General features: G+C 73.7%; 17 protein-coding genes. 6 read left to right on the forward strand and 11 right to left on the reverse strand.

Features of this window, described 5'->3' with window-relative positions:
- Window positions 1–210 precede the first annotated feature (210 nt).
- On the forward strand, window positions 211–744 hold the full coding sequence (locus ACIRBX_RS18190; protein WP_402297809.1) for a hypothetical protein: 534 nt from the start codon (window positions 211–213) through the stop codon (window positions 742–744).
- On the opposite strand, the gene ACIRBX_RS18195 is transcribed toward ACIRBX_RS18190, so the two are convergent.
- From ACIRBX_RS18195 to ACIRBX_RS18235, 9 genes are read right to left on the reverse strand one after another with little or no spacing between them, the layout of a single operon-like run.
- Window positions 713–2329 (reverse strand): amylo-alpha-1,6-glucosidase, encoded by a 1617-nt coding sequence (locus ACIRBX_RS18195; RefSeq protein WP_402297811.1) that lies wholly within the window; start codon window positions 2327–2329, stop codon window positions 713–715. The two genes, ACIRBX_RS18190 and ACIRBX_RS18195, sit on opposite strands and share 32 nt — an antisense overlap.
- Window positions 2329–3183: a carbohydrate ABC transporter permease gene (locus tag ACIRBX_RS18200; protein WP_402297812.1), complete on the reverse strand. Its 855-nt coding sequence runs from the start codon at window positions 3181–3183 to the stop codon at window positions 2329–2331. Before ACIRBX_RS18200 ends, ACIRBX_RS18195 begins: the two co-directional genes overlap by 1 nt.
- A 7-nt stretch (window positions 3184–3190) precedes the next feature.
- Complete coding sequence (locus ACIRBX_RS18205) at window positions 3191–4156, reverse strand: carbohydrate ABC transporter permease (RefSeq protein ID WP_402297814.1); 966 nt, start codon at window positions 4154–4156, stop codon at window positions 3191–3193.
- Window positions 4153–5469 carry an ABC transporter substrate-binding protein gene (locus ACIRBX_RS18210; protein ID WP_402297816.1) on the reverse strand — a complete coding sequence of 439 codons (1317 nt, stop codon included), beginning with the start codon at window positions 5467–5469 and terminating at the stop codon, window positions 4153–4155. The genes ACIRBX_RS18205 and ACIRBX_RS18210 overlap by 4 nt, the downstream gene beginning before the upstream one ends.
- A gap of 56 nt (window positions 5470–5525) precedes the next feature.
- Entirely contained in the window at window positions 5526–6275 is a 750-nt protein-coding gene (locus ACIRBX_RS18215; protein ID WP_402297818.1) for an SDR family NAD(P)-dependent oxidoreductase, read from the reverse strand.
- Entirely contained in the window at window positions 6272–7372 is a 1101-nt protein-coding gene (locus ACIRBX_RS18220) for an ATP-NAD kinase family protein (RefSeq protein WP_402297820.1), read from the reverse strand. Before ACIRBX_RS18220 ends, ACIRBX_RS18215 begins: the two co-directional genes overlap by 4 nt.
- Window positions 7369–8925, reverse strand: coding sequence for an aminomethyl-transferring glycine dehydrogenase subunit GcvPB (gene gcvPB / locus ACIRBX_RS18225; protein ID WP_402297821.1), 1557 nt, complete (start codon window positions 8923–8925; stop codon window positions 7369–7371). Before gcvPB ends, ACIRBX_RS18220 begins: the two co-directional genes overlap by 4 nt.
- Window positions 8922–10271, reverse strand: a complete 1350-nt coding sequence (gcvPA, locus tag ACIRBX_RS18230; RefSeq protein WP_402297823.1) for an aminomethyl-transferring glycine dehydrogenase subunit GcvPA — start codon at window positions 10269–10271, stop codon at window positions 8922–8924. Before gcvPA ends, gcvPB begins: the two co-directional genes overlap by 4 nt.
- 8 nt (window positions 10272–10279) lie before the next feature.
- Window positions 10280–12238, reverse strand: coding sequence for a beta-galactosidase (locus ACIRBX_RS18235; RefSeq protein WP_402297825.1), 1959 nt, complete (start codon window positions 12236–12238; stop codon window positions 10280–10282).
- Between the two features lie 108 nt (window positions 12239–12346).
- Between ACIRBX_RS18235 and ACIRBX_RS18240 the strand changes: the two genes are divergently transcribed.
- The 4 genes from ACIRBX_RS18240 (at window position 12347) to ACIRBX_RS18255 (ending at window position 17837) form a co-directional block, all read left to right on the forward strand.
- Window positions 12347–12991 (forward strand): GntR family transcriptional regulator, encoded by a 645-nt coding sequence (locus ACIRBX_RS18240; protein WP_402297826.1) that lies wholly within the window; start codon window positions 12347–12349, stop codon window positions 12989–12991.
- 66 nt (window positions 12992–13057) lie between these two features.
- Complete coding sequence (locus tag ACIRBX_RS18245) at window positions 13058–14608, forward strand: hypothetical protein (protein WP_402297829.1); 1551 nt, start codon at window positions 13058–13060, stop codon at window positions 14606–14608.
- Window positions 14609–14760: 152 nt separating this feature from the next.
- Window positions 14761–17535, forward strand: a complete 2775-nt coding sequence (locus tag ACIRBX_RS18250; RefSeq protein ID WP_402297831.1) for an AAA family ATPase — start codon at window positions 14761–14763, stop codon at window positions 17533–17535.
- A gap of 32 nt (window positions 17536–17567) precedes the next feature.
- On the forward strand, window positions 17568–17837 hold the full coding sequence (locus ACIRBX_RS18255; RefSeq protein WP_402297833.1) for a ribosomal protein L7/L12: 270 nt from the start codon (window positions 17568–17570) through the stop codon (window positions 17835–17837).
- 13 nt (window positions 17838–17850) lie between these two features.
- Here ACIRBX_RS18255 and ACIRBX_RS18260 read toward each other — a convergent pair whose 3' ends face one another.
- Window positions 17851–18483 (reverse strand): DUF6928 family protein, encoded by a 633-nt coding sequence (locus ACIRBX_RS18260; protein WP_402297834.1) that lies wholly within the window; start codon window positions 18481–18483, stop codon window positions 17851–17853.
- A 58-nt stretch (window positions 18484–18541) separates the two neighbouring features.
- The gene (locus ACIRBX_RS18265; protein WP_402297836.1) at window positions 18542–19105 is read right to left on the reverse strand and encodes a dihydrofolate reductase family protein; all 564 of its coding nucleotides are present in this window, start codon (window positions 19103–19105) and stop codon (window positions 18542–18544) included.
- 296 nt (window positions 19106–19401) lie between these two features.
- Here ACIRBX_RS18265 and ACIRBX_RS18270 point away from each other — a divergent pair, with 296 nt between their 5' ends.
- The gene (locus ACIRBX_RS18270; protein ID WP_402297837.1) at window positions 19402–20955 is read left to right on the forward strand and encodes a S8 family peptidase; all 1554 of its coding nucleotides are present in this window, start codon (window positions 19402–19404) and stop codon (window positions 20953–20955) included.
- Window positions 20956–20962 lie beyond the last annotated feature (7 nt).

The raw sequence follows: 20962 nt of genomic DNA on the forward strand, positions 1-20962 counted from the left end.
GGGGGGCGGGGGGCCGGCCCCCCGGGGCCGCCCCGGGGGCCCCCCTGCGAGCCGCCGCGGCCCGCCCGTCACGCGGCGGGGGCCCCCCGCGGGGGGGGGGGGCCCCCCGGCCGTGTGACGTCCGAATCCAGGACCGTGGGCTGACGTGTCCGGGGGTGTCGGGGTGCGAAAGTATGATCGAACCTGCCGAAGCACCAGCCAGGAGAGGTCATGACCGAGCCGTCGAACGGCACGGTGAACCCCGATCACCATCCCGATGAACACCGGCACGACGACGCCCTCCCGGCACCGGTCCTCCCTCCGGCCGGGCTCCCGGGCCTCCCGCTGCTCCCTCCCGTCGCCGCCAGCCTGCCCGAGGCGGTGCGCCTCGCCCTGGCCGGCCTGCCGGCCCGCGCGGTGACCGTGCGGCTGCCCAGCGGGCTGCCCGAGGTCGCCCTGGCCCAGCCCGAGCTGGACCGGCTGCTGGCCGTCCTGGTCGAGCAGGCCGTCCGGCGCAACCCGCCGTGGGCCCGCACCTCCGTGACGGCGGTCCGGACGGGCTCGGGGGAGGCCGAGGTGCGGATAGCGGACCAGGGCCCGGTGGTCCCGGGCGAGGCGCTGTACTGGTCCTTCGCCCAGGGCCACCTCCGGGACGCCGGCTGGGCGGCCCTGCGCGACACCCCCGGCCTGCACTTCGCGGTGGAGAGCACCGGCGCCGGCCGCACCGTGGTGCTCACCCTCCCCCTGGTGCCGTCGGCCGGCTGACCCCGGGGGCCGGCTCCGAGGCGGCAGCCGCCAGGTCCACGAACAGCGCGGCGGACCAGCCGAAGCCCGAGGTGGCCCGGGCCGCCCGGGCGCCGGTCAGCGGATTCCAGTACTCGTAGAGCCCGCCGCCGTCCCGGACCATCGCCAGGGTGCGGCGGCGCAGCTCGGCGGCGGTGCCGGGGAAGCCCGAGCGGTCCAGCCCCTCGGCCAGCAGGTAGTTGACGTTCAGCCAGACCGGTCCGCGCCACATCGCCTCGGCCTCGAAGGCCGGGTCGTCGAACGCCACCGTGGGCACCGGGTGCTCGCCCCAGAACGAGGGCGAGCGCAGGGTGCGGTCCAGCTCGGCCGCCACCTCGGCGGGGAGGCGGCCGGTGAACAGCGGCATCAGGTCCAGTACGGTCCGCACCCGCACCTCGGCACCGTCGGACAGGGTCCGGAAGCGACTGCCGTCCCAGCGCCGCGCGAGCATCAACTCCTGGTGCGCGGCCGCCCGTTCCCGCCAGCGCGAGGCCTCCGCCGGGCGGCCGACGGCCTCCGCGATGTCGGCCAGCCGGTCGGCCTGGTGGATCAGGTAGGAGTTGAGGTCCGGGGGTTCGGCGCGCGGGCCGTAGTCCCAGACCGGGCTGTCGTCCAGGCCGGAGGAGTACGGGTGCAGGTACTCGGGCAGGCCGTCGCCGTCCGGGTCGGAGTCGGTGAACCACCACTCGTGGGCCCGGACCAGCCGGGGGTACACCTCGGCCAGGAAGTCCCGGTCCGGATCGGCCAGGTGGACCTGCCAGACCGCCCAGGCGGTGAGCGGCGGCTTGGTCACCGGCACCGGCGCCGTGCCGACCTCGGCCCCGTTGGCCTGCCCGACGTGCTCGCTCAGCCGGGCCAGGTCCGAGCGGGGCAGGTCGGTGGTCTCCGCCAGCACCCCGAAGTCGTGCACCACGTCCGGCAGTTGGCCGCTCGGCAGCTGGTGGTCGAGGAACAGCAGGATCTGCTCCCGGGCCAGCGCCGGCGAGGCGTGCCGCAGCGCCACCGCGTGGAACAGCGCGTCCCAGTTCCACACCCCCAGGTAGCCGTACTTGGACGGCACCAGGCCCTCCCGGCCGCCGATCGGCAGCAGGTTGACGGCCAGCGTCCACCAGGCCATCCGGGCCCGCTCGGCCAGGTCGGCCGGCACCTGCGGCATCCGGTCGAACCAGTCGGCCCAGCGCCGCTCGGCGGCGGCCCGCACCGCACCGGCCGTCCACTCCCCGGCCGGGCCGTGCAGCACGTGACACCCGGTCAGCTCCAGCGAGCGCACCGTCCCGCCGGGCAGCCGCCAGCTCGCGGTCGCGCCCTCCCCGGTGAGCACCAGGGTCGACGGATCGGCGAACAGCAGCGCCGCCCCGCCGGCGAACCGCACCTCCACCGGGCTCGCCGAGACCACCGGCAGCCGCGCGCCCCCGGCGTCCCGCAGCACCAGCCGGGACACCTCGGTCACCAGCGGCTGCTCGTACTCGGCCCGGGCCACCCGCAGCCCGTCCTCCTCCGCCAGCACCAGCAGCCGAGAGCCCCGCTCGGTGAACGGCCGCTCCACCAGGTCCAGGTCCACGGACATCAGCGGCCTCCGAGGCCGGACTCGGCCATGCTGTTGAGGATCTTGCGCTGGCCGATCAGGAAGGCGATCAGCATCGGCAGCACCGTCATCGCGGACAGCGCGGCGGTCAGTCCGTAGTCGAGCCCGCCCTTAGCCGAGTTGAAGGAGTCCAACAGCAGCGGGACGGTGAAGAGTTCGGGGCTGTTGAGGAAGATCAGCGGGAAGAAGTAGCTGTTCCAGCTGCCCAGGAAGACGATGATGCCCAGCGTCCACAGCCCGGGCCGGATGTTCGGCAGGATGATCCGCCAGAAGATCGTCCAGCGGCCGGCCCCGTCGATCCGGGCGGCGTCCTCCAGCTCCACCGGGACGGCCCGGATGAACTGTCGCAGCAGGAAGACCGCGAACGGGTTGGCGATCGCCGGGAGGATCAGCGCCAGGTGCGAGTCGATCATCTGGAGCTTGGCCAGCATGATGTACAGCGGCACCACGATGACCTGCGAGGGCACCATCTGGGTGGCCAGGAAGAGGCCGAACAGCGGGCCCGAGCCCCGGAACGGGATGCGGGCGAAGGCGTAGGCCGCCATGGCGGCGGTGAGCAGGGTGGCCGCCACCGTGACGGCGGCGATGTACATGCTGTTCCAGTACGCCTCGCCGAGCGGCACCGCGCGCAGCACGTCGCCGTAGTTCTCCGGGCGCCAGGGGTCGGGCAGCCATGCCAGCGGTTCGTTGATCATCTGCTGCACGCCCTTGAAGGAGGTGAGCAGCATCCAGACGAACGGGAAGATCATCAGCAGGCCGCCGAGCGTCAGCCCGGCGTGCAGCAGCGCCTGCCGGCCGAGCGCCCGCCGCCGCAGGCGGATGGGGTGGGTCGTCATCGCGGCCTCACGACTCGTAGTGGACGAAGCGCTTCTGCGCCTTGAACTGGACCGCCGTGACCAGCAGCGTCAGCAGCAGCAGGAGCAGCGCCGCCGCGCTGGAGAGCCCGAAGTGGAACTCCCGGAAGCCCTGTTGGTAGACCTTGTAGACGATGGTCTGGGCGCCCTCGTTGTGGTCCGGGTTGACCAGCACGTAGATCAGGTCGAACGCCTGGAAGGAGCTGATCACCGAGACCACCACGGTGAAGAAGACCGTCGGCGAGAGCAGCGGCAGGGTGATCGAGCGCAGGGTCTGCCAGGGACCGGCCCCGTCGATCCGGGCCGCCTCCAGCAGGTTGGCCGGGATGGTGGCGAGCCCGGCCAGGAAGATCACCACGTTCAGTCCGAGCGAGGACCAGACGGTGACCACCGCGATGGCGGGCACCACCCAGACCGGGTCCTCCAGCCAGCTCGGCGGGGTGATGCCGAACAGCTGGTGCAGGGTGCCGTTCAGGATGCCGTCGGTGCCGCTGCCCAGGATGATCTGCCAGAGCACCGAGACGGCGACCGAACTGGTCACCACCGGAAGGAAGTAGACGATCCGGTAGACCGTCCGGCCCTTCACCCCGTGCAGCGCCAGGGCCAGCAGCAGGGAGACCAGCAGCCCGCCCGGCACGGTGATCAGGCCGATCTTGACGGTGTTCCAGACCGCCTTGCCGAAGTACGGGTCGGTCAGCAGGGCACGGTAGTTGTCGATGCCGATCCAGCCGGCCTCGCCCAGCCCGTCCCACTCCATGAAGGACAGCACCACGGCGAAGCCCAGCGGGCCGACCAGGAAGACCAGCAGGCCCAGCAGTTGGGGCGCGGTGAAGAGCAGCGCCCAGCGGCGGTCCCGCCGCCGCCAGAGCGGCTCGCGGCCGCTCCCGGGGGCGGCGGCGGAACGGCGGGACCGGCGCGAACCCTCGCGCGCGGCGGCCTCGGTGACGGCTCTCACCCCTGCTTGCCCTTCATGCCGTCCACCAGGGTCTGGAGCTCGGTCAGGCCGGCGTCCAGGCCGGTCTTGCCCTCCCAGATCTTCATCAGCTGGTCGTTGATCGCCTTGGTCAGGCCCGGCACGGCCACCTCGTCGGGGTAGTTGGCGAAGCCGTTGTCCCGGGCGGCCAGGAAGGTCTTCACGTGGGCCGGGTAGTTCCCCTCCGTCACCAGCTCGTCGGCGCCCTTGACCGAGGGCACCCCGGTGCCGCCCTTGAGCCGCAGCGTCTGCCCCTCCTTGGAGACGAACTCGGTGAGGAAGGTGAACGCCTCCTTCTGGTGCTTGCTGTCCTTGTTGACCGCCAGGTAGGAGGCGGCCACCGCGGCCGGGATCGGCTTGCCGTCCTGCGAGGGAAACGGCACGATGTCGTAACTGCCCAGGTCCCCGCCCTTCTTGATGCTCTCGGCCACCCACCGGCCGCCCGCGTAGAAGCCGGCCTTGTGCTTGACGAACTGGGTGCCCGGCCCGTTGCCCTCCGGCAGCAGGTCGGCCGAGGCGAAGGTCTTGTCCTGGTAGCCGTCGGCCAGCACCTTGAGCGCCTGACGGCTCTTCGGGTCGCTCGGCGCGACGAACTTGCCGCCGTCCCAGACCTTGCCGCCGAAGCCGTTCACCATGCTGTAGGTGGAGCCGTACCAGTTCCAGAAGATCGAGCCGTACTTGCCGGCCGCCTTGAGCTTGGCGTTCATCGCCAGGTAGGTGTCCATGGTCCACGTGCCGGCCTCGTTCAGGGCCGCCGGGTCCTCGGTGACGCCCGCCTCGGCGAGCGCCTTCTTGTCGTACCAGAGCACCTCGGGGTTGGTGTCGTTCGGTACGCCGTAGGTGACGCCGGCCTTCTTCGCCCCGCCGTAGATGCCCTCGAAGAAGTCGGCGGGCTTGCTCTTGCTGTCCGGTCCGGCCAACTGCTGGTCCAGCGGGGCGAGTACGCCGTCGGAGACCAGCTTGCCGATGAAGTCGTCGCCGACGTAGAAGACGTCCGGGGCGGTCTTGGAGGTGAGCTGGGTGAGCAGCTTCGGGTTGTAGTCCTCGTAGGAGGCGACCGGCTCGAACTTGAGGGTGATGTCCGGGTGCTTCCTGGTGAAGTCGTCGGTGAACGCCTTGAAGGCGTCCAGGTCGTCGGCCGAACCCCAGGTGGACCAGCGGATGGTGACCTTGCCGTCCTTGGCGTCGGAGGACCCGAGGGCCCCGGAGCCGCCCGAGCCGCTGCACGCGGTGAGGGCGAGCGCCGAGGCGGTGGCGACGGCGAGCAGTGCGGTTCTTCTGCGGAACACGGACATGAACGCTCCCGATCGTGGGGGGGTGTTGAGAGGGTGGGTGGTGCGGTACCACGGGTTCAGGCGAGGCCGCCGCCGTCCACCAGGAGGGCGGAGCCGGTCATGTAGCTGCTGGCGTCGCCGGCCAGGAAGAGCACCGCGTTGGCGATCTCCTCCGGCGTGCCGGCCCGGCCCATCGGGCGGTCGTGCGCGTCCTTCTCGAACGCCGCCCACTCCTCGCTGAGCTGGCGGGCCTCCTCGCGGAGCATCGGGGTCTCGGTGTCGCCGGGGTTGACCGAGTTGACCCGGATGCCGGCCGCCGCGTGGTCGATCGCCAGGGCACGCGTCATGTTGACCACGGCGGCCTTGGAGGCGCAGTAGACCAGGGCCTGGCCGCCGCCCTTGAGTCCCCAGCCGGAGCCGGTGTTGACGATCGATCCGCCGTCCTTCATGGCCGGGATCGCGAAGCGGCACATCAGGTAGACCGAGCGGACGTTGACCGCCATCACCAGGTCCCAGTCGTCGGCGGTGATCTCCAGCGCGGTCTGCCGCCGGGTGATCCCGGCGTTGTTGAACAGCACGTGCAGCCCGCCGTAGGTCTGCACCGCGATGGTGACGACCCGTTCGCAGTCGGTCTCCGAGGAGACGTCGGCCCGCACGGCGGTGGCCCGGCCGCCGGCCGCCTCGATCTCCTTGACCACCGGGCCGGCGTCGGCCAGGTCGGCGATCACCACCGCGGCGCCCTCGGCGGCGAACAGCTTGGCGGTGGCCCGGCCGATGCCGGAGGCTCCGCCAGTGACGATGGCGACCTTGTTCTGCAGGGTGTTCATAGGTCCTCACTTGCTGACTGGATGCGGTACACCACGGATTCGCGGTGGCCGGTGACCACCCGGGCCGGGCCGCCGAGCGCCGCGTCGGCCACCGGGTCCCCGGTGTCGACGAGCAGCGGACGGCCGCCGAGCGCGGCGAGCTTCTGCTGGGTGGCGAGCACGGTGATCCCGGCCAGCCGCTCCAGCACCCGTGGGCTGAACTGCTGGTTGCCACGGCCGATCACGAAGCCCTGGCCCCCGATGACCGAGAGCACCGCATACGTGACCTGTGACATGGCATGGACGAGCAGAGTCTGCTCGGTGACGTCCCGGGCCAGCAACTCCCCGTCCCGGACCAGATCCACGCCCAAGGGCGTGAGCTCCAGGCCGAGTTGACGCCCGACCGCCAGGGTGGTGGCGCCCGGCCCGAGGGCGTACGAGACCCCCGGCGCCATCTCGGCCGCCACCGCGCGGGCGATCGACTCCACCGAGCCGGGCGGCGCGGCGGACGAGCCGGTCTTGCGACCGCTCAGCCGGACCCGGGCGGCGGGCACCCGGAGCGTCCCGTACAGCCGGGCCCCGACCCGGCCGGCCCGGTGGGCCTCCTCGTCCAGGTCGACCACCTCGGCCTCCAGCGTCCGCCCGTCGTACCCGGCCGCCGTCACCCCGGCGGCGAACGGGCTGACCGCGAAGCAGCCGGAGTACACCTTCACCCCGGCCGGGACGCCGAGCACCGCCCCGGCCGGCCCGGCGTCCAGCACGTCCCGGGCGGTGCCGTCCCCGCCCGCGAAGAGCAGCAGGTCCGCACCGGCCAGCGCCGCGACCGCCGCCCGGGTGTGCGCCGCCGTGGTGCCCACCTCGCCGAAGCCGCAGGCGACTTCGTACCGCACCCCGGCGGCCCGGGCACTGTCCTCCCCCATCGGGCCGGCCACCGTACGGACCGTCAGACCTGGCCGCCGCGCGCCCAGCGCCCGCAGCGCCGCCGCCGCCCGCTCCCCGGCCCGGGGCACCGCCCCCAGGGCCAGCGCCCTGGCCTGCACCCCGGCCCCGTCGCTGCCCTTGAGCGCGACCGCGCCGCCGAGCCCGGCCACCGGGTTGACCAGCAGGCCGACGATCACCGCCGGTGCTTCCGCAGGTAGGCACGCCAGGTCGGGGCCCACTGCGCCGGATCGTCCAGGCAGCTGCCGTCGATCCGGTGCACGGTCTGGTGGTACGGCGCGCCCTTGACGAACTCCGGGTCGGTGCGCGCCTCCTGGGCCACGTGGGCCAGTACGGCGGCGTACTCGTCCAGGTCCTCCCGGGAGTACGACTCGGTCGGCTCCAGGGTGAACGGCTCGGGCACCACGTAGGGGTGGTGGCTGGTCCAGTAGTGCAGCCCGAAGTCGGCGGCCCGGATGCCGATCTCCTCGGAGTGCACCCCGGTCTCCTCGGACAGCTCCTGCCAGGAGTAGCGGACCTGCTCGACCCGGCGCCGCTCGGGCCACGGCACCGATGCGCCGGGGATCTGCCGCACCTTGTGCAGCAGGTAGTTGTTGTTGAGCACCGCCGTCTCGGCCACCTCGCGCAGGCCCTCGGCGCCGAGCGCCATCACCCAGGCGTAGGCCCGCACCACGTTCGGCGTCACGCCGAGGAAGGGCCGGATCTTGCCGACGCTGCTCTCCGGCGCGGTCAGCCGGTACTCCTCGCCGACCCGGTCCACCACCGGGCCGGGCAGGAAGGGCACCAGCGCCTCCGAGACACCGCAGGCGCCGGCCGCCGGGCCGCCGCAGGCGTGCGGGGTGGAGAAGGTCTTGTGCAGGTTGAAGTGGCAGAGGTCGAAGCCCGCCTCCCGGGCCCGGGTGATGCCCAGGATGCCGTTCGCGTTGGCCTGGTCGTAGCAGGCCAACCCGCCCGCCGCGTGCACCAGTTCGACGAACTCGCGGATCTTCGGGTTGAAGATGCCGGTGTCCTCCGGATTGGTGATCAGCAGCGCGGCGGTGCGCGGGCCGACGGCGGCGCGCAGCGACTCGATGTCCGGGTAGCCGTCGGCGTCCGGCATCAGGGTGATCACCTCGTACCCGGCCACCTTGGCGCAGGCCGCGTTCGAGGGGTGGGAGAACATGGTGGTGATCACCTGGTCGCGCTGCTCCCCCTCGCCCCGGGAGGCGTGGTAGGCGCGGATCATCGCGACGTTGGCGTAGATCGCCGCCGAGCCGGCCCCGGGCTGGAGCGAGACCCGGGCCATGCCCGAGACCTCCTTGAGGATCTGCTCCAGCCGCCAGTACACCTCCAGCACGCCCTGCACCGTGGACTCCGGCTGGAGCGGGTGGAGTTCGGCCACCTTCGGGTCCCGGACGAAGGTGTCGTTCACCTTCGGGCTGTACTTCATCGTGCAGGTGCCCTGGCCGACGTCGATGTTGAAGTCGGCGCCCAGGGTCTCCTGGGAGATCCGGAACCAGTGCCGGACCACCTGGTTCTGCGACAGCTCGGGCAGCGCCGGCGGGGTCTCCCGCCTTACCCCGTCCGGGAGTTCGACCAGCGGGGCGCCCGGGGCCGGGACGCCGACGCCGCGCCGGCCCGGCCGGGACAGCTCGAAGACGATCTCCTCGTCCCAGCGCGCCTGGTGGAAGCGGCGCAGGGCCGGCTTGGGCGCCACCGGGAGGGTGGCGAAGGACTCTCCGTGCGAGCTCACCGGGTACCTCCGGAGGTGGCCAGGGCGTCCTTGACGGCCGCCGCGAGGGTGTCGATGTCGGCGATGGAGTGCCGCTCGGTGACGCAGACCAGCAGCTCGGTCGGGCCGAGCCGGACCCCGCCGAGGATGCCCTGCTCCAGCAGCACCGCCAGCAGGGCGTCGGCGTCCGGCACCTCGACGGCGAACTCCCGGAAGTGGATCGCCTCCTGATGGCGCACCACCGCCCCGGCACCGGCCAGCGCGGTCATCGCGTACCGGGTGCGGGCGAGCACCGTCTCGCCCAGCTCGCGCATCCCCTGCGGGCCCATCAGTGCCAGGTAGACCCCGGCGGTGATGCCCCAGAGCGCGGCGGCGGTGCCGACCCACTCCTTGCCCTCCTCGCGCAGCGCGAAGGAGGTGCGGTCGTAGAAGACGTCGCCGAAGCCCCACTCGCCCTCCACCCCGGTCGGCGCGATGCCGAACAGGCGGGACGGGTACTCGGCCACCAGCCGCTCCTCGTCCCGGCTGGCGATGTAGCCGGCCTGCCCGCCGCCGTACTGCTGGTGCATGCCGAGCGACTGGATGTCGCCGCAGACCAGGTCGGCCCCGTAGGAGGCCGGTGGGGCCAGCACGCCGAGCGAGACCGGGTCGGTGGAGACCACCAGCAGGGCGCCGACCGCATGGGCCTGCTCGGCGAGCCGGCGCCCCCGGGTCTCGACCACGCCGTAGACGTTCGGGGTCTCCAGGTAGAGCGCCGCGTAGCTCTCGTCGAGGACGACCTCGCCGATCTCCCCGGATGCGGCGACCGGAGCCAGCACCACCTCCAGGTCGGGGGCCAGGTAGTCACGGATCTTGGCCAGCTTGTCGGCCGCCACCGCGCCGCTGACCAGCACCCGGCTGCGCCCGGTGTAGCGGGCGGCCATCCGCAGCGCCGTCCCGGCGGCCTGGTAGCCGTCGTAGGTCGGGACGTTGACCACGTCCATCTCCAGCAGCTCGGCCATCATCGAGACGTACTCGAAGAGCGCCTGGAAGCGGCCGTGGTCCTCGTAGGGCTCGCCGGCGTAGGCGGTGAGGAACTCGCCCCGGCCGTTCACCTCGTCGCAGACCGCCGGCACGTGGTGCGGGTAGCAGCCGTGGCCGAGGAAGCTGAGCAGCTCGGTGGTGTCGGTGCTGCGGGCCAGCAGGCCGCGCACGTGCCGCACCAGGCCCTGCTCGTCGGCGTACGGCTCCGGCAGGTCCAGCGGGCGGCCGAGCAGCAGGTCGGCCGGGATGTCGCCGTAGAACTCGGCCACGTCGGCCGCGCCGATCTCGGCCAGCATCGCGGCCCGGGCCTCCGCCCCGGCGTTGGGTATGTAGGGGTGGCTCATCTCGCTCCTCAGGAGTGTTCGAGCACCACGGCGTCGTGCGCCGGGATGACGACGGTGCCGGTCAGCCGACGCCCGGTCAGCAGGTCGGTGCCGTCGGTGGGCAGGGTCACGGTGGCCGGCCCGGCCCCGTGGTTGAGCAGGAACAGGTGGCCGTCCCGGCGGCAGAGCTCGACGCCCTCGGGCAGCGCGGTGCCGGCCACCCCGGCGGCGGCCAGCACCGCGTCCAGCAGCGGTGCCGGGTCCTCCGGCAGGCAGCTCAGATAGGTGGCGGTGCCGTGCCGGGTCACGGCCGGGCGGCCGTCCAGCGGGCCGCCCCGGTAGCGGGCCAGCACCTCGGCCCCCTCGGTCTCCACCCACTCGGTCCAGGTCCGGGCGGTGAGCACCGCGCCGTCCGCGGTCTCCACCGCCCGGGTCTCACCGTCCGGCAGCGGCCAGAACTCCTCGACCCGCAGGCCGAGCAGCTCCCGCAGCGGCCCGGGCGCCCCGCCGTCGTGCACCTGGTCGGCGGCGTCCACCACGCCGCTGAACGGGCCGACCACCAACTGCCCCTGGTAGGAGGCCAGATCGGCCGCCTGCTCTGCGGTGCAGAGGTAGAGGTTGGGCGCGATCACCAGCCGGTAGCCGGACAGGTCCCGGCCGTGCGGGACGAGGTCGACGGCGATGCCCCGGGCGTGCAGCGGGGCGTACCAGGAGAGCAGCAGCCGATGCAGCTTCAGCCGGTTCGACGGCATCGACTCGGGGGCCTCCAGGCCCCACCAGCTCTCCCAGTCCAGCACCAGCGCCACCTCGGCCCGGGTCTCCGTCCCGGCCACCCCGGCGAGCCGCCGGACGTCCGCGCCGAGCGCGACCGTCTCGCGCCACTGCCGGGTGTCGGTGCCACCGTGCGGCAGCATCGCCGAGTGGAACTTCTCCGGGCCGTACTTCGCCTGGCGCCACTGGAAGAACATCACCCCGTCCGAGCCGTGCGCCAGCGCCTGGAGGCTGTGCAGCCGCATCACGCCGGGCGCCTTCGGCACGTTCACCTCGCGCCAACTCACCGCGCTGGGCGCGGACTCCAGCAGCAGCCAGGGCTGCCGCTTGAGCGAGCGCATCAGGTCGTAGCTGAGCGCCACCTTGACGTGTGCCTCCGGATCGGCCGGGTCCGGGTAGGCGTCGTCGGTGACGAGGTCCTCGGCGGCGGCCCACTTCCAGTAGTCCAGATCGCGCAGCACGCTCATGAAGTTGGTGGTCACCGGAACCTCCGGGGTGACCTCCTTGAGCACCGCGCGCTCGGCCTCGAAGCAGGCCAGCAGGGCGTCGCTGGAGAACCGCCGCCAGTCCAGCAGTTGGGCCGGGTTGACCGGGCCGGGGGCCCTGCGGGGCGGCTCCAGCTGGCTCCAGTCGGTGTAGTGCTGGCCCCAGCAGGACGTCCCCCAGGCCGCGTTGAGCCCGTCCAGGGTGGCGTACCGCTCGCCCAGCCAGCGCCGGAAGTCCCGGGCCGACTCCGGGCAGAAGCACTCGGTGGTGTGGTCGGCGTACTCGTTCCCGACGTGCCACATCACCAGCGCCGGGTGGTCCCGGTACCGCTCCGCCAGCGCCCGGGCCAGCCGCACGGTGGCCGCCCGGAAGACCGGCGAGGACGGGCAGTACCCCTGCCGGGAGCCGAACTCCAGCCGGGTGCCAGCCGCGTCCTGCGGCAGCACCTCGGGGTGGAGCCGGACCAGCCAGGGCGGCGGGGTGGCCGTGGCGGTGGCCAGGTCGGCGGCGATGCCGTGCTCGTGCAGCAGGTCGAGCACCCGGTCCAGCCAGCCGAACTCGTAGACGCCGGGCGCCGGTTCGAGCCTCGACCAGGAGAAGACCGCGACGGTCGCGACGTTCACCCCGGCCTCGGCCATCAGGCGGACGTCCTCCGCCCAGACCTCCTCCGGCCACTGCTCGGGGTTGTAGTCGCCCCCGTAGAGCAGCCCCGGTACACGCGTCAGGCCCATGGCTGTGGTTCCCTCCCTGGCCATCCGAATTTTGTATTCAGAATACTTAGTTCAGTACTCTGCATTCGGTCAAGGGCTTATGCTGAGATCCGAACGATTGGGGGCCCGATGGTGATCGAGCGTCGACCACTGCGCGAGCAGATCCGCGACGAGCTGATGGACCGGCTGACCCGGGGCGACTTCGCCCCGGGCACCGACGTCAACGAGGCCGTCCTGGCAGCCGACCTGGGGGTGAGCCGGACCCCGCTGCGGGAGGCACTGATCACCCTCGCGGGCGAGGGCGTACTGGAGAGCAACCAGGGCCGCGGCTTCCGCTTCGCCCCGGTCAGCCGCCGTGAGTTCCGCGAACTCGTCGCCATCGTGGCCGCGTTGGAGTCCCTGGCGCTGGAGTCCTCCGACCCCGGCCACCTGGCCACGGTCGCCCCGCGCCTGCTGGAGCTGGCCCAGGGCTTCCCCGACGCCATGGCCGAGCACTCGGTGGTGGACCGACTCGACGACGAGTGGCACGGCCTGCTGCTCAGCGGCTGCCCGAACGGCCGGCTGCTCGACCTGCTCGGCCGGGTGAAGGCCGGCATGCGCCGCTACGAGAACCTGGTCATCCCGGAGGACCAGCCGGTGGCCCGCCAGTCCGAGGAGCACTGCGAGATCGCCCGCCGGCTGCTGGACGGCGACCTCCCCGGCGCCACCGCCGCCCTGCGCGCCAACTGGGTCAACGGCATGGAACGGATGCTGGCCCACCTGCCGGAGGACTGAGCTCCGGGTTTGGGGCCGGGCCCGGGCGGAATGATGGAGGGGCGCGGCACACACGGGGGGTGGTGCATGGGCTGCGGGATAGCACTGTGGCTCCTGACCGTCGTCCTGCTCTCCGAAGCCAACGGCCCGCTCTCGACCGTGATCTTCTGGATCGGGGCCATCGGATTCGGATCGGCCTACTGGCAGCGGAGCGCGCCGGAGCGGGCGGCCGCCGAACGCAAGCGCGAGCAGGACGAGTTGAACCGTGCCATGCGCGGCTGGCACACCTACCCGCTGGTCCCGGCGGGCGACCACGCCCGGTACCGGCCGGCTCCGGCCGACCGCGCCCCGGACGGCGGGCGGTCGGCTCACATCGCCCTCCGCCCCGCTGTGCTGCGCACCGGCCGGACGGTGGCCCTGCCCGATCCGGACGGCGCCCGGCGGCTGCTCGCCGAGACGGTGACCCTGCTGGCCCGCGCGGTCTCCGCCGAGGCCCGGCAGCTGGCCGGCCGGGCCCGGGCGCTGCCGGACGGCGGCTGCACGGCGGCGGCGTTCCGACCGCGTGGCGGCCGACTGGGCTGGCAGCCGGAGGAGACCGGCTCGCGCCCGACGGACGCGGCGGCGGACCTGATCCGCCGGGTGCGCGCCTGGTCGGCCGCCCGGCACAGCGTCCTGACGGTCCTTCACCCGGCCGCCGACGCCCTGGCCAGGGTGGAGCGGACGACGTCGGAGGCGGTCAACTGGCTCGACCACCCGTCGAGCGACCTGGCCTACGCCGGCCCCTTGCACCTCCCGGTCCGGCCGGCCCCGGACTGGCCGCGCCTGCTGCGGGAGCTGGAGGACCTGCTCGGGCGGGCGGCCGACCGGCTGGACGGCTCGGACCCGGTCGAGCCCGGCCCGCCGGTCGGACCGCCCCGGGACGCCCGGTTCGAGGCGCACGTCTCGCCCTCCGCGATCGACGAACGCCTCACCGGTTTCCTGGTGGCCCGGACCCGGCGGTTCGCGGCGCTCGCCACCGGCGCCGCCGACCCGGACGCCGCCGACCGGGACCTCGGCGGCGAGCTGCTCACCGGCTTCCTGACCACCGAGGTGTCCCGGCGCTTCGAGCAACTGACCGAGGGCGCCCGCCGGATGGGGCAGTGGCCGGCCGGCACCGTCACCCACGACGCCCACCGCCGTCTCCACCTCGCTTACACCGCACTGGCGTTGAACTACCTCAAGGAGGTATCGGACCGCATGCAGGAGTACACCGACCGTTCCGGCATGGGCGAGCCCCGCCCGCCGGTCACCTTCAACGGCCACGTCGGCCAGGTGAACATCGCCGACACCATCCAGATCATCGGTGCCAACGTCGCGGCCATCATGGCCCGCGGCGACGACCGCTCGGTGGCCGCCATCGACGCGCTCAGCTCGGCCATCCAGCAGGAGGCCGCGCTCACCCAGGAGCAGCGCGCGGAGCTGCTGGACAACCTGGCCGACGTCTCCGAGGCCGCCGCCGACCCGGCCGACCGCCGCCTCCGGTCCCGGGCCCGCCTCGCCCTGGAGGCGATCGCCCGGGCCGGTGCGGCGATCGGTGCCACCTCACCGATCGCCCAGGCCGTGACCGACTGGCAGCACGTCTGGACCACGCTGTTCTGAACCGGCCCCGAAGTCCCCACCGGACCGGCCACCCAGAAAACTCCGGCGGACCACGGAACTTTCCTCCGCACCCCCCGCACCCCCGGGCTCCGGGCTAGGGTGGGCGCCCGCTGCCCCCGAGCGGTGCGAGCGGTCCGACCAGGGAGGAAGCCGTGCGCCCAGCCAGACCCGTCCCGACCCCGGTACCGCTGGTCGGACGGGACGCACTGCTCACCGAACTCGCCGCCGCGCTGGCCGGTCCGCCCGGAGTGGTGCTGATCACCGGCCCGGCCGGGGCCGGACGGACCGCGCTGGTGGGCGAGTTGGCCCGGCTGCCGCTGCCCGGCGGGCGGCCGCTGCTGACCGGCCGGTGCACCGGGGGCGGCGCGGGCTTCCCGCTCGGCGCGGTGGTGGACGCGCTCGCCCCGGCCGGGGCACTGCTCACCGAGGCCGCCCTGCCAGCCGTCACCGGTGCGCTGCACGGCCTGCTGCCGGAGCTCGCCGGACAGCTGCCGCCGCCCCTCGCCGGACCCGAACTCCACCTGGTATTCCGGGGGTTGGCCGCCCTACTGGACGAGCTGCGGCCGGTGCTGGTGCTGGAGGACCTGCACGCCGCCGATCCGCTGACCCTCCGTTTCCTCCGCCACCTGGCGGCCCGGCCGCCGGCCGCCAGGCTGGTGTTGACCAGCCGTCGCTCCCCCGCCGCCGAGCTGACCCTGGCCGGTCTGCTCACCGACACCCGCACCCCGGCCGTCGAGATCGGGGTCGAACCGCTCACCCTCGACCAACTCGCCCTGCTGCCACGGCGGGTACCGGAGACACCGGAGCTGCTGGCCGAGGTGCTGCGCTGCACCAACGGCCTACCCGGCCTGGCCTCCGCGCTGCTGGCCGCCGCCCCGACGGGCTGCTCCGAGGTCCCGCCACTGCCACCCGCCGCCCGCCGCGAACTGCTCGGCAGGATGGCCGAACTATCTGACCAGGCACAGCAGTTGGTCCAGGCAGCCGCCATCCTGGAGCTCCCGGTCAGCGCCCCCACGCTGGCCGCGGTGGCCGGACTGCCGCCCGGCGCAGCCGCCACCGCGCTGCCGCTCGCCACCGAGGCCGGACTGCTCACCGGGCACCCGGACGGCACCGTCACCCCCGCCCACCCCCTGGCCCGGACCGCCGCCGCCGAGCTCACCGGCCCGGAGCGCCGCCGCCAGCTGCACCTGCGCGCGGCCCGCCGGCTGCGCTCCGGCCCCGACCGCGCCCCGCTGGCCGAACTCGCCCGCCACCACCGGCTGGCCGCCTCCCCGCAGTGGCCGCAGTACGCCGAGGCTGCGGCCGACGAGGCGGCCCGGGCCGGGCACGGGCCGGAGGCGGTCGAGCTGCTGGACGGAGCCGCCCGGGCCTCCAGCGGCGGACGGCAGGCCCGGCTCGCGCTCAAGCTCAGCCGGGCCGCGCTCACCGGCCGGCCCGGCCCGGGCACCGTGCCGTTCCTCCGCGAGGTGCTGGCCCGTGAGCCGCTGCCCACCCTGCTCCGGGGCGAACTCCGGCTCAACACCGGCATGTTGCTGCGCAACCAGGCCGGGGCCGGGGTGGCCGGCCGGGAGGAGATCGCCGAGGCGATCACCGATCTGACCGCCCGACCGGAGCTGGCGGCCCGGGCGATGTCCGCACTGGCGATCCCCTCGGTGAGCGGCTGGCCGTTCCACCGTCACCTGCAATGGCTCGGCCGGGCCCAGGAGTTGGCGGCCGAGATCGGTGACGCCGACACCCGGCTCGCGGTCCAGGCGAACCGGGTGAGCACCCTGATGTTCATCGCCGACCCGGCCGCCTGGGCCGCCGTCCGCGCACTACCCGCCGAAGCCGGCTCGCCGGTCGGCCGGCTCCACCTCACCCGGGCGCACGCCAACCTCGCGCACGCCTGCGTGGTGCTCGGCCACCCGCAGGCCGCCGCCCGCTTCCTGGCCCGGGTGGACGAGCTCCTCGCCGGCGCCGACAGCCCCTACTACTGCGGCCTGGCGCACACCGCCCGGCTGCTGCTGGACTGGACCGGCGGCCGCTGGGAGCAGCTGGACGACCGGGCCGCCGCAGCCGCCGCCGACTACGCCGACCTCCCCGACCTGGCTGCCGAGGCCACCCTGCTGCGCGGCCTGCACGCGCTGGCCACCGGCCGCACCGGCACCGCCCGGCAGCACCTGGTCCAGGCCCGGCAGACCGTCCGGCAGGACACCGGCATGGTCACCGCCGCCTCCGCCGGCGCCCTGGCCCGCCTCGAACTCACCGCCGGCCGGCCCGCCCGGGCCTGGGAGCACACCCGCCCCGCCCTCGACGCGCTCCGCCGGATCGAGGCCTGGGTCTGGGCCTCCGAACTGGTCCCCGCCGCCGTCCGGACCCTCACCGTCCTCGGCGACCACCCCTCCGCCGCTGCGCTCACCAGCGAGTTCGCCGACGGCCTGGCCGGCCGCGACGCCCCCGGCGCCCTGGCCGCCCTCGCCACCTGCCGGGCCCTGCTCGCCGACCACCCCGAGCCGTGGACCGAGGCCGAGGCCGCCTGGGCCGCCGCCGACCGCCCCTACGAACGCGCCCGCGCCCGCCTGGCCCGTGGCCGCCACACGCTGACCACCCCTCAGGACGCCGCCCCCGACCTGCTCGCCGCCCTCGACCTCCTCACCACCCTCGGCGCCACCTGGGACGCCACCCGCACCCGCACCCTGCTCCGCGACCACGGCATCACCCCGCCCACCCGGGGCGGGCGCCGCCCCTACGGCGACGCCCTCTCCCCCCGCGAGCGGGAGATCGCCGAACTCGCCGCCACCGGCCTGCGCAACGCCGAGATCGCCGACCGCTTGGTCCTCTCCCACCGCACCGTCGAACACCACATCGCCAACGCCATGCGCAAGCTCGCCGTCCCCTCCCGCACCGCCCTCGCCCCGGCCCTCACCCCACCGGACACCGACACCTGATGTGTGCTCAGGACCGCCACTAGGCTGACGGCATGACCGAGGAGACCCGGTACGCCACGCTCGACTGTCACTACGTCCCGCACGACCTGGTCCTGACCGACATCGGCCCCGACCCGCTGGCGGTGACCAGGGCGTACGCCGCGATCGCCTCCCTCGGGCTGTGGCGCGCCAAGCAGGCCGTGACGGCCACCCCGCCGGTCACCTTCGTGCTGGGGCTCCCCGAGAGCGACGTGCTGAAGCTCGTCCACCGCCTGCGCGAGGCGGGCGCGACGGCCGACGCCGTTCCCCAGACCGGGAGCTGAGTGCCCGTCGGCTTCACGCACGGACCCGGAAGCCGAGCAGGCGGACCTGTCCGGCGTCCAGGTCACCGGGCTTCGGCCAGTCCTCCATCACGAAGCCGACCAACCCGCGCAGGGCGTCCTCCGCCAGCTCCAGCGGGTGGTACGGCAGCGGGTACGGCCCGTCGTCCTCGTCGTCCTCCAGAGCCCGCTCGCCCGCCCGGTAGGGCAGCTCGAAGGCGAAGGGCTCGCCCACGTCCTCGATCACACCGTCATCCGGAGAGACGCTCAGCGCCCGGACCAGCCGCCCGTCCTCCCAGACCGCGAAGGCCAGCCAGTCGACCACGCTGTGCATCGCGTGCAGCACCATCCGCCGCCGCCCGGCCCCCGCCGCCAGCACCTCCGGCGGCAGCTCCGACGTCGGCCGGTCCACCATCACCCGACGGTCGCAGACCACCTCGACGCCCGGCCAACAGCCCGCGTACACCAGACCCTCCGGCGGCCGTGCCTCCACCCAGAGGGTCGACTCCCCGGCCTCCTCGACCACCTGCCCCGGGTACAGCCGCCGGACCAGTTCGGCCGTCCGCTCAGGGTCGGGCGCCCCGACCGCCTTCAGCAGCTCCGGTACGTCCCCGTCCGCGTACACCACCAGCGCGGTCTTCGCTCCCACGGTGTCCTCCTCGTCGTCCGTTCCCCCCGCACCCTAGGGAGGAGGGCCGACACCCCGGCTACCGCACCACCCGGTAGCCCAGGTAGACCACCCTCGACGACGCGAAGGTCCGGGTCTCCACCAGGTCGAGGTCCACGTGCCGGCCGGCGTGGGCGAAGAACGGCGTGCCGCCGCCGAGCAGCACCGGGTAGACCCGGGCCCGGTACTCGTCGATCAGGTCCAGGTCGGCCGCCTGGACGGCCAGCTCCGCGCCGCCGATCGCGATGTCGCCCTCCCCCGGCTCCGCGCGCAGCCGGGCGATCTCCTCGGCCAGGCCGCCCCGCGCCAGCCGGGTGGCGGTGCCCCGGACCTCGGTCAGGGTGCGCGAGAAGACCACCTTGGGCAGCGGGCACCACACGCCCACCCACTCCCGCTCGGCGTCGTCGTTGACCACCGCCGGGTCCTCCCAGTAGAGCATCGTCTCGTACAGCCGACGCCCCATCAGGTGCGTGCCCACGCCCCGCACCTCCTCGATGCAGAAGCGGAACACCTCCTCGTCCGGGGCCGCCCAGTCGATGCCACCGCCCTGGTCCATCACGTAGCCGTCCAGCGACAGGCCCAGCGAGTAGGTCACCTTGCGCATCAGAAGTCCTCCTCCACAACGGACTTCGACAGTACGGCGCCCCACCCACATCACCCCCGGTGCCACTCGCGCCGCAGCCGGTTTTCTGGGTGCCCCGCAGCCCTTCTCTGGGTGCGCCCGCCCCTGGCTGCCGTGCGCCGCCGGGCCCGATGCTCTAGCCCAACGGCCGAACGGCACCCGCACCGCCCCACCCGACTCCGGTGCGGCCGCGGCCCGGTGGGCGGCCCGCGCCCGGCGTACCGGTCGGCGCACCGCCGCCCACCATCCCCCTCACCCCCGCTCCTGGAGACCCCCACATGAAGCTCCGAAGCACAGCCACGGCGGCAGCCGTCCTGCTCGCCACCTTCGCCGCCCCCCTGCTCTCCGCCGCCCCGGCCGTCGCCGCCGAGGGCACCGTGCTCGGCACCGACCGCCCCGGCGTGATCGAGGGCTCGTACATCGTGACCTTCGCCGACTCCGTCGGCAGCACCGAAGTCGCCTCCCGGGCGCAGCAGTTGGCGGGCCGTCACGGCGGCAGCACCACCCAGCTCTACACCGCCGCACTGAACGGCTTCGCGGTGAAGCTCTCCCCGGCCGCCGCCCGCCGGCTGGCCGCCGAGCCGGGCGTGCGCCGGGTCGAGGCGGACGGGCTGGCGCACGTCACCGGCACCCAGTCCAACCCGCCGTCCTGGGGCCTGGACCGGATCGACCAGACGGCGCTGCCGCTGGACAAGTCCTACACCTACCCCTCCACCGCGTCCAACGTCACCGCCTACGTGATCGACACCGGCGTCCGGCTGACCCACCAGGACTTCGGCGGCCGGGCCGTCAGCGGCTACGACTTCGTGGACAACGACTCCAACGCCTCGGACTGCCAGGGCCACGGCACCCACGTCGCGGGCACCGTCGGCGGCTCCTCCTACGGCGTGGCCAAGGGCGTGAAGCTGGTCTCCGTCCGGGTGCTGGACTGCCAGGGCTCGGCGCCCTGGTCCACCGTCATCAAGGGCGTGGACTGGGTGACCGCGAACGCGGCCAAGCCCGCCGTGGCGAACATGAGCATCGGCGGTGACACCGACCAGACCCTGAACGACGCGGTCGCCAAGTCGATCGCCTCCGGCGTCACCTACGCCGTCGCGGCGGGCAACAGCTCCAAGGACGCCTGCACCTCCTCGCCCGCCTCGCTCGGTGCGGCGATCACCGTCGGCGCCACCGACTCCTCGGACTCCCGCGCCTCGTACTCCAACTACGGCACCTGCCTGGACCTGTTCGCCCCCGGGTCGGCCATCGTCTCCGCCTCCAACAGCGGGGACTCGGCGAGCACCAGCATGAACGGCACCTCGATGGCCTCCCCGCACACCGCAGGGGCCGCCGCGCTGCTGCTCGCGGCCAATCCGTCCTGGACGCCGCAGCAGGTGCGGGACCAGCTGGTCGCGGACGCCACCACCGGCAAGGTCACCAACGCCGGCAGCGGCTCGCCGAACCGGCTGCTGAAGGTGGGCGGCGGGGGCACCACCCCGCCGCCCACCGGCAAGAAGTTCGAGAACACCGCCGACTACCAGATCAAGGACAACACCACCGTGGAGTCCCCGGTCTCCGTCACCAGCGTGACCGGCAACGCCCCGGCCAACCTCTCCGTCGCCGTGGACGTCCGGCACACCTTCCGGGGTGACCTCCGGCTCCAGCTGATCGCCCCCGACGGCAGCGCGTACCTGCTGAAGGACTACAACGCCAACGACAGCGCGGACAACGTGCAGGCCACCTACACCGTGAACGCCTCCTCCGAGGCGGCCAACGGCACCTGGAAGCTCCGGGTCACCGACAACGCGGTGAACGACACCGGCTACGTCAACGCCTGGTCGCTGCAGTTCTGACCGAGGG

Source organism: Kitasatospora sp. NPDC096147, assembly GCF_044763225.1.
Lineage (GTDB): Bacteria > Actinomycetota > Actinomycetes > Streptomycetales > Streptomycetaceae > Kitasatospora.

What these genes read in the sequence shown, in the direction of transcription:
- ACIRBX_RS18190 (WP_402297809.1), top strand. Translation starts at nt 211, where the DNA reads ATGACCGAGCCGTCGAACGGCACGGTGAACCCCGATCACCATCCCGAT.
- ACIRBX_RS18255 (WP_402297833.1), top strand. Translation starts at nt 17,568, where the DNA reads ATGACCGAGGAGACCCGGTACGCCACGCTCGACTGTCACTACGTCCCG.
- ACIRBX_RS18200 (WP_402297812.1), bottom strand. Translation starts at nt 3,183, where the DNA reads ATGACGACCCACCCCATCCGCCTGCGGCGGCGGGCGCTCGGCCGGCAG.
- ACIRBX_RS18195 (WP_402297811.1), bottom strand. Translation starts at nt 2,329, where the DNA reads ATGTCCGTGGACCTGGACCTGGTGGAGCGGCCGTTCACCGAGCGGGGC.
- ACIRBX_RS18240 (WP_402297826.1), top strand. Translation starts at nt 12,347, where the DNA reads ATGGTGATCGAGCGTCGACCACTGCGCGAGCAGATCCGCGACGAGCTG.
- ACIRBX_RS18215 (WP_402297818.1), bottom strand. Translation starts at nt 6,275, where the DNA reads ATGAACACCCTGCAGAACAAGGTCGCCATCGTCACTGGCGGAGCCTCC.
- ACIRBX_RS18265 (WP_402297836.1), bottom strand. Translation starts at nt 19,105, where the DNA reads ATGCGCAAGGTGACCTACTCGCTGGGCCTGTCGCTGGACGGCTACGTG.
- ACIRBX_RS18210 (WP_402297816.1), bottom strand. Translation starts at nt 5,469, where the DNA reads ATGTCCGTGTTCCGCAGAAGAACCGCACTGCTCGCCGTCGCCACCGCC.
- ACIRBX_RS18245 (WP_402297829.1), top strand. Translation starts at nt 13,058, where the DNA reads ATGGGCTGCGGGATAGCACTGTGGCTCCTGACCGTCGTCCTGCTCTCC.
- ACIRBX_RS18235 (WP_402297825.1), bottom strand. Translation starts at nt 12,238, where the DNA reads ATGGGCCTGACGCGTGTACCGGGGCTGCTCTACGGGGGCGACTACAAC.
- gcvPA (WP_402297823.1), bottom strand. Translation starts at nt 10,271, where the DNA reads ATGAGCCACCCCTACATACCCAACGCCGGGGCGGAGGCCCGGGCCGCG.
- ACIRBX_RS18270 (WP_402297837.1), top strand. Translation starts at nt 19,402, where the DNA reads ATGAAGCTCCGAAGCACAGCCACGGCGGCAGCCGTCCTGCTCGCCACC.